We start from the raw sequence: 6,397 nt of genomic DNA, 5'->3' as shown, positions 1-6,397 counted from the left end.
CGCTCCCACTGCGCATCACTGAGCGACTCACACCTAGAACTCATCCACCGATCATCAGCGACCGATCACCCAATCATTAGGAGACACGCCCTAGTTAGCTACGCTTTGCTTGAAGTGACCACGGTCATCAAGCCCGTCGGTACAGTCGGGCTCGGCCCGCGGCTCGACGGGTCCAGCGACACGAGAGGGCCCTTCACATGCGCGTTCGACGAATGACCGCTGCCGCACTCGCGACCGTGGCAATCGCCGGCACCGGCGTCGCTGTCGGAACTCCGCAGGCCGCGGCGGTACCGATCGTCGACCCGCTCTACAACGGATTCGTCTCCACGGTCGGCGGATGCCAGACCCCGATCGAGCAGCTGATCCAGCTCTGCACCAATGCCCAGATGCTGTCTCCCGAGACGCCGATCATCCTGACCTTCAATCCACTCGGAACCAACATCGTGGTTCTCGGGTACGGACTCCTGGGCAACGGCGCCATGCGCCCCGAGCTGATCACCCGCCTGATGGCCGCCCGCGATCTGGCCAACCAGAATCCCGCCGCGCCCATCATCGTCACCGGCGGCAACCCGCACGGCGGACGCACCGAGGCGCAGGCGATGCGGTCCTGGCTGATCGGCGCGGGCATCAACGCCGGTCGGATCACCGCCGAGAACCGGGCCCGAAGCACCGTTGAGAACGCCAACAACAGCTGGGCGATCGCCCGCGGCCGGGGCGCGACCGGACTCGTGGTGGTGACCAGCGGCAACCATCTGCGCCGTGCACTCATCAACTTCCGCGAGGCCGTCGGCGGTGCGGTGCCGGTGGAGGGCGTCGTCGCCAACGACCCCAGCGGCAGCGCGTACGGTTCCTGACTCGGGCCGCGGTCTCGGGAAGATTTTCGACGCAATTGTTGCAATTAGCTAACACGTCGTTCGCAATTCGATAGCCTTTCGACGGCGGTCCGCGGCTACTCGTGGGCCCGTTTCGAATCAGGGGCAGATCATCGTGCGACTCAAGCGGCTGGCGGCTGCCACGCTCACTGCGGCGACCATCACCGGAACCGTTCTCGTGATGGGCACGCCGACGGCAGGTGCAGCGCCGGGCTACAGCGGGTTCCTGTCGACCGCCGTCGGCTGCCAGACGCCAGTGCTGCAGCAGATCCAGTCGTGCACCAAGCAGCAGCGATTCTCGTCCAACCCGCCGCTCCCGCTGCTGTTCGACCCCGCCGCCACCACCATCGTGGTCCTCGGCTACGGCCTGCTCCCCGGCGGCGGCATGCGCCCCACCCTGATCACCCGCCTGCAGACGGCCCGCGACCTGGCGCTGCGCTACCCCGGCGCGCCGATCATCGTCACCGGCGGCAACCCCAGGGGCGGCCGCACCGAAGCGCAGGCGATGAAGACCTGGTTGGCGCAGAGCGGGGTGCCGCCCTGGCGGATCACCGCCGAGAACGCCGCCCGCGACACCGTCGGCAACGCCAACAACAGCTGGGCCATCGCCTGCGGCCGGCACACGACCGGACTGGTCGTCGTCACCAGCCCCGACCACATCAAGCGCGCGCTGGTGAACTTCCGGACCGCCGTCGGCGGCCGGGTGCCGGTGATCGGCGTCGTTCCTCGCTGACCACGCCCCCGGTTCCTAGACTTAGCTGGTGACCTCCAGCATCGACCTCAACGCCGACCTCGGCGAAAGCTTCGGCCAATGGCGACTCGGCGATGACGAAGCCCTGCTGCAGGTGATCAGCAGCGCGAACGTCGCATGTGGCTTCCATGCCGGCGACCCGGCCACGTTGGTCAGCACCTGCCGGGCGGCCGCCGCGGCCGGGGTCACCATCGGCGCCCAGGTCTCCTATCCGGACCTTATGGGATTCGGGCGCCGGTTCATCGACATCGACCCCGACGACCTGACCGCCGCCGTCATCTATCAGATCGGCGCCCTGCGGGCGATCGCCGACGCCGTGGGCACCACCGTGTCCTACGTCAAACCCCATGGGGCGCTGTATAACTCGATCGTCAGCCACGACAGTCAGGCCGAAGCGGTCGTCGACGCCGTGGTCGCGGCCGGCAGCCTGCCGCTGATGGGGCTGCCCGGATCGCGCTCGCTGCAGATCGCCGAGGACGCCGGGCTCACGGTCATCACCGAGGCCTTCGCCGATCGCGGCTACCGCAGCGACGGCACCCTGGTGCCGCGCAGCGAACCCGGCGCGGTACTCACCGACACCGAGGCGGTCGCGCAGCGAGTGCTCGACCTGGCCACCGGCAACGCGATCACGGCGGCCGACGGCGAGCCGATCACGATCGCCGCGCAATCGATCTGTCTACACGGCGACACCCCCGGCGCGGTCGAACACGCGCGCGCGGCGCGGGAGAGCCTCACCGCGCACGGCATCGCCGTCCGCGCGGTGTCTCGCCGCTAGCCGACCGCCCGAGTCGGTTCCGGCGACGGCAGGGTCGAGTAATAGTTGGCCCACGCCCGGCGCTGCTGTGCGGCCGGATCGTGCACCAGATAGCTGTGGTCGTCGATGATCTTGGTGGTGCGCGCCGACGTGCCGTACTTCGGCCAGTCCGACGCCGGAACACCCGTGCGGGCGAAGAAGATCCAGTCGCGCTGCATCTCATCGGTGACGTCCAGGGCCGTCTTGCGATCGCCGAACATCGCCAACGTGCGGCCGAAGCTACCGCGATACACGCCGAAGACCGCGAGCAGCTCGGACGCATGGGTCGCGCCGAAGCCCGACGCCTTCATCGTTCTCGGGGCGTAATCGAACCGATAGAAGTAGGTCGGTGCGTGCTTGCTGTGCGCCTCGGCGATCTGCACGCTCGGCGCCCAAAAGATCGCATCGCCGATGATCCGGGCGCACACCCGACGATCGGGATAGCCGCGGTAGCAGCCGGTAATGGCCGCGGCCGCGGTCCGATTTCCGGCGAGCAGACCGTGCTCGATTCCGGTCGGCGACGGCTTGTTGCCCGGGATCTTGGTGAAGAGGTTCGCCTCGGTGCGGTTGGTGCCGATGATCAGCGGCACCTTCGCGCCGCGTCCGGCAGCGATCGCCACCGCGGGCTCGTCCGGCAGGAAGTCGCCATCGATGATGGGGCCGAACGGCAGCAGCGGCATCCCCTGCTTCTGCTTCCCGGCCTCGCGCACGAGCCGCATCGTGATCTTCCCGAGTTCCGCCGGCGTCGCAGCATCCAGCCGGTCGGTAAGGGTGCGACCGGACAGCGCGGACGCCCCCAACTGCTCGATGAACTGATCGGTCACCCGCTGCGCGGCCGCGTGATCGACGGTGAGCCCGGGCGCCGAGCTCTGCGCGATGGCGCGATGGAACAGGCCGTTCGCCTCCGGTGTGGCCAACAGTGTGGTGACCGCGTTGCCGCCGGCGCTCTCGCCGAAAACGGTGACGCAGTCCGGGTCGCCGCCGAATGCCGCGATGTTGCGCTGCACCCATCGCAGCGCCGCCACCTGATCCCGCAGGCCGAGGTTGCTGTCGTACGGCCGTTCCGGCGTGCTGAATCGGGTCAGGTCCAGGTAGCCCAGCGCGCCGATGCGGTAGTTGATCGACACGTAGATCATCTCGCCGCGCTGTGCCAGCGAGCTGCCCCGGTACAGCGGGGTCGCGGAGGTCCCGACCAGGTACCCGCCGCCATAGATGAACACCATCACCGGCCGCGGCTTGGCGGACGGGGTCGCTGGGGCGGTGACGTTCAGCGTCAGGCAGTCCTCGGAGATCGGCTGATACTTGCCGACCGACGTCGCCGCGGCCCGCGGCGGCTGCGGCGGCGCATTCCGGAAGTCGCCGGCCTCACGGACTCCGTCCCACGGCTGCACCGGCTGCGGCGCCCGCCAGCGCAGCGGACCGACGGGCGGCGCCGCAAAAGGGATCCCCCGCCAGGCGTTCAACTTGCCGTCGGTAGTCCCCCGGAGCCGACCGTCGGCGATCGTGATCGTCGGGCCGGACGTGAAGTCAGCATTGACCATAAGAAGAAACTTTACCGAAGCATTGCTATCAGTCAGTGACTCAGGTCACCTAGCGGGACTCGGACCGGCTAGACGTGCGACTACTGCGCCCGGCGCTGACGAGCGAATTCCGCCAGCACCACACCCGCCGCGACGGACGCGTTGAGGCTTTCGACATCACCGGCCATCGGGATCGACAAGATCGAATCGCAGCTCGACCGCACCAGCCGTGACAGGCCCTTGCCCTCGGAGCCGACCACGATCACGGTCGGGCCGGTCCCGTCGTACTCGTCGAGGCTCACGTCGCCGCCGGCATCCAGGCCGACCAGCTGCGCGCCGGAGGCGGACCAATCCTTCAGTGTCCGAGTCAGATTCGGGGCCTGCGCGACCGGCAGCCGGGCGGCCGCGCCGGCACTGGTACGCCACGCCACAGCGGTGACGCTCGCGCTGCGCCGCTGCGGGATCAGCACGCCGTGCCCGCCGAACGCCGCCACCGACCGGATCACCGCACCGAGATTGCGCGGATCGGTGATGTTGTCGAGCGCCACCAGCAGCGGCGGATGCCCGCTCTGCTGCGCTGCGGCGAGCAGATCATCCGGATGCGCGTACTGGAACGGCGGCACCTGCAGAGCCAGGCCCTGGTGCAGACCGTTGGGGCTCATCCGATCCAGTTCGGCCTTGGGCACCTCCAGAATCGATATGCCCTGGTCACCGGCCAGTTTCACGGCCTCGCTGACCCGCTCGTCGGCCTCGATGCCGAGCGCGACGTGCAACGCGGCTGCGGGTACGCCGGTCCGCAGGCATTCGACCACCGGGTTACGGCCGACGACGTATTCCGGCCCGCCCACCTCCTTGCGGGTGGCCGGGCGCCGACGCGGACCGCCGGCACTCGTCTTGGCCGCGGCCTTCGCGCGCTTATGCGCCGGGTGATAGACGCGGTCGACGGCCTTGGGCGTCGCGCCGCGACCCTCGAGACCCTTGCGGCGCTGTCCGCCCGAGCCGGTCGTCTGCCCCTTTTTGGTGCCGCCCTTGCGCACTGCGCCTTGGCGTTTCGAGTTACCGGCCATCAGTCATCCTTCAATGTCCATTGCGCGCCATCGGCGGTGTCGGTCACCTCGATACCGGCCTGCGCGAGCCGGTCTCGTACCTCGTCGGCAACCGCCCAATTCTTCTCAGTGCGCGCCCGGGCTCGGCGATCGAGCTCGGCACGCACCAGAACATCCAGCGCCTCATGCGATTTCGTATCCGCGGCGGCACTGCGCCACTTCTCATCCAGCGGATCGGTGCCGAGGATGGCCATCATCGCGCGCACCGACCCGGCGGCGGCCAGCGCCGCGTCATGGTCGTCCGCCTCGAGCGCGGTGTTGCCGGCGCGGACGGTGCCATGCACCTCGGCGAGCGCGGCGGGCACGCCGATGTCGTCGTTCATCGCGGCGACGAAGCCCTCCGGAAGCTCACCCGGTTCCACCGCGCCGACGCGCGAATGCACCCGTTCCACAAAGGATTCGATCCGCCGGTAGCCGGCGGCGGCCTCATGCAGCGCACCCTCGGAGTACTCCAGCATCGAGCGATAGTGGGCGCTGCCGAGGTAGTAGCGCAGCTCCACCGGGCGCACCCGCTTCAGCATCTCCGGGATCGCCACCACGTTGCCGAGCGACTTGCTCATCTTCTCGCCGCTCATCGTGACCCAGCCGTTGTGCAACCAGTACCGCGCGAACGGATCGCCGGCGCCCTCGGACTGCGCGATCTCGTTCTCATGATGCGGGAAGACCAGATCCATACCGCCGCAATGGATGTCGAACTCACTGCCGAGCAGCGACGTCGCCATCGCCGAGCATTCGAGATGCCATCCGGGCCGGCCCGGGCCCCACGGCGTCGGCCACGACGGCTCGCCCGGCTTCGCGGCCTTCCACAGCGTGAAGTCGCGCTCGTCGCGCTTGCCCTCGGCGACGCTCTCGCCCTGATGGACGTCATCGAGCTTGTGCCCCGACAACTTCCCGTAATCCGGCAGGCTCGTCACCGAGAAGTAGACGTCGCCCGCCGCCGCGTACGCATGCCCGCGATCGATCAGCCGCTCCATGTACTCGACCATCTGCGTGACGAACCCCGTCGCGCGCGGCTCGGCCGACGGCGGCATCACACCCAGTTGGTCGTAGGCCCACGAGAATTCACGCTCATGGGTCGCCGCCCACTCCCACCACGGCCGGCCGGCATCGGCGGCCTTGCGCAGGATCTTGTCGTCGATGTCGGTGACATTCCGCACGAACGAGACGTCGAGCCCCTCATGGATCAGCCAGCGCCGCAGGACGTCGAACGCGATGCCGCTGCGGACGTGGCCGATGTGCGGGACACCCTGCACCGTCGCGCCGCACAGATATACCGAGGCGTGGCCGGGGCGCAACGGTTCGAAGTCGCGCACCGCGCGGGCAGCGGTGTCGTAAAGGCGCAGAGTCACGGTCGT

6 protein-coding genes are annotated in these 6,397 nt (G+C 68.8%); 3 read left to right on the top strand and 3 right to left on the bottom strand.

Features of this window, described 5'->3' with window-relative positions; genetic code table 11:
* The first annotated feature begins 212 nt into the window (after positions 1–212).
* From G341_RS0106845 to G341_RS0106835, 3 genes are all read left to right on the top strand, one after another.
* Complete coding sequence (locus G341_RS0106845; RefSeq protein WP_018178374.1) at positions 213–854, top strand: YdcF family protein; 642 nt, start codon at positions 213–215, stop codon at positions 852–854.
* Positions 855–987: 133 nt separating this feature from the next.
* Positions 988–1,605: a YdcF family protein gene (locus G341_RS0106840; protein WP_018178373.1), complete on the top strand. Its 618-nt coding sequence runs from the start codon at positions 988–990 to the stop codon at positions 1,603–1,605.
* Between the two features lie 28 nt (positions 1,606–1,633).
* On the top strand, positions 1,634–2,398 hold the full coding sequence (locus tag G341_RS0106835; protein ID WP_018178372.1) for a LamB/YcsF family protein: 765 nt from the start codon (positions 1,634–1,636) through the stop codon (positions 2,396–2,398).
* On the opposite strand, the gene G341_RS0106830 is transcribed toward G341_RS0106835, so the two are convergent.
* From G341_RS0106830 to cysS, 3 genes are all read right to left on the bottom strand, one after another.
* The gene (locus G341_RS0106830; protein WP_018178371.1) at positions 2,395–3,957 is read right to left on the bottom strand and encodes a carboxylesterase/lipase family protein; all 1,563 of its coding nucleotides are present in this window, start codon (positions 3,955–3,957) and stop codon (positions 2,395–2,397) included. The two genes, G341_RS0106835 and G341_RS0106830, sit on opposite strands and share 4 nt — an antisense overlap.
* A gap of 80 nt (positions 3,958–4,037) precedes the next feature.
* Positions 4,038–5,003, bottom strand: coding sequence for a 23S rRNA (guanosine(2251)-2'-O)-methyltransferase RlmB (gene rlmB, locus G341_RS0106825; protein WP_026303343.1), 966 nt, complete (start codon positions 5,001–5,003; stop codon positions 4,038–4,040).
* Positions 5,003–6,391, bottom strand: a complete 1,389-nt coding sequence (cysS, locus tag G341_RS0106820) for a cysteine--tRNA ligase (protein ID WP_018178369.1) — start codon at positions 6,389–6,391, stop codon at positions 5,003–5,005. Before cysS ends, rlmB begins: the two co-directional genes overlap by 1 nt.
* Positions 6,392–6,397: the final 6 nt, after the last annotated feature.

The sequence above is a fragment of the Jongsikchunia kroppenstedtii DSM 45133 genome (genome assembly GCF_000380485.1).
In the GTDB taxonomy this organism is placed as follows: Bacteria; Actinomycetota; Actinomycetes; order Mycobacteriales; family Mycobacteriaceae; genus Jongsikchunia; species Jongsikchunia kroppenstedtii.
The sequence above is the reverse complement of the archived record's forward strand: the minus strand, read 5'-3'. Positions and strand labels throughout refer to the sequence as shown.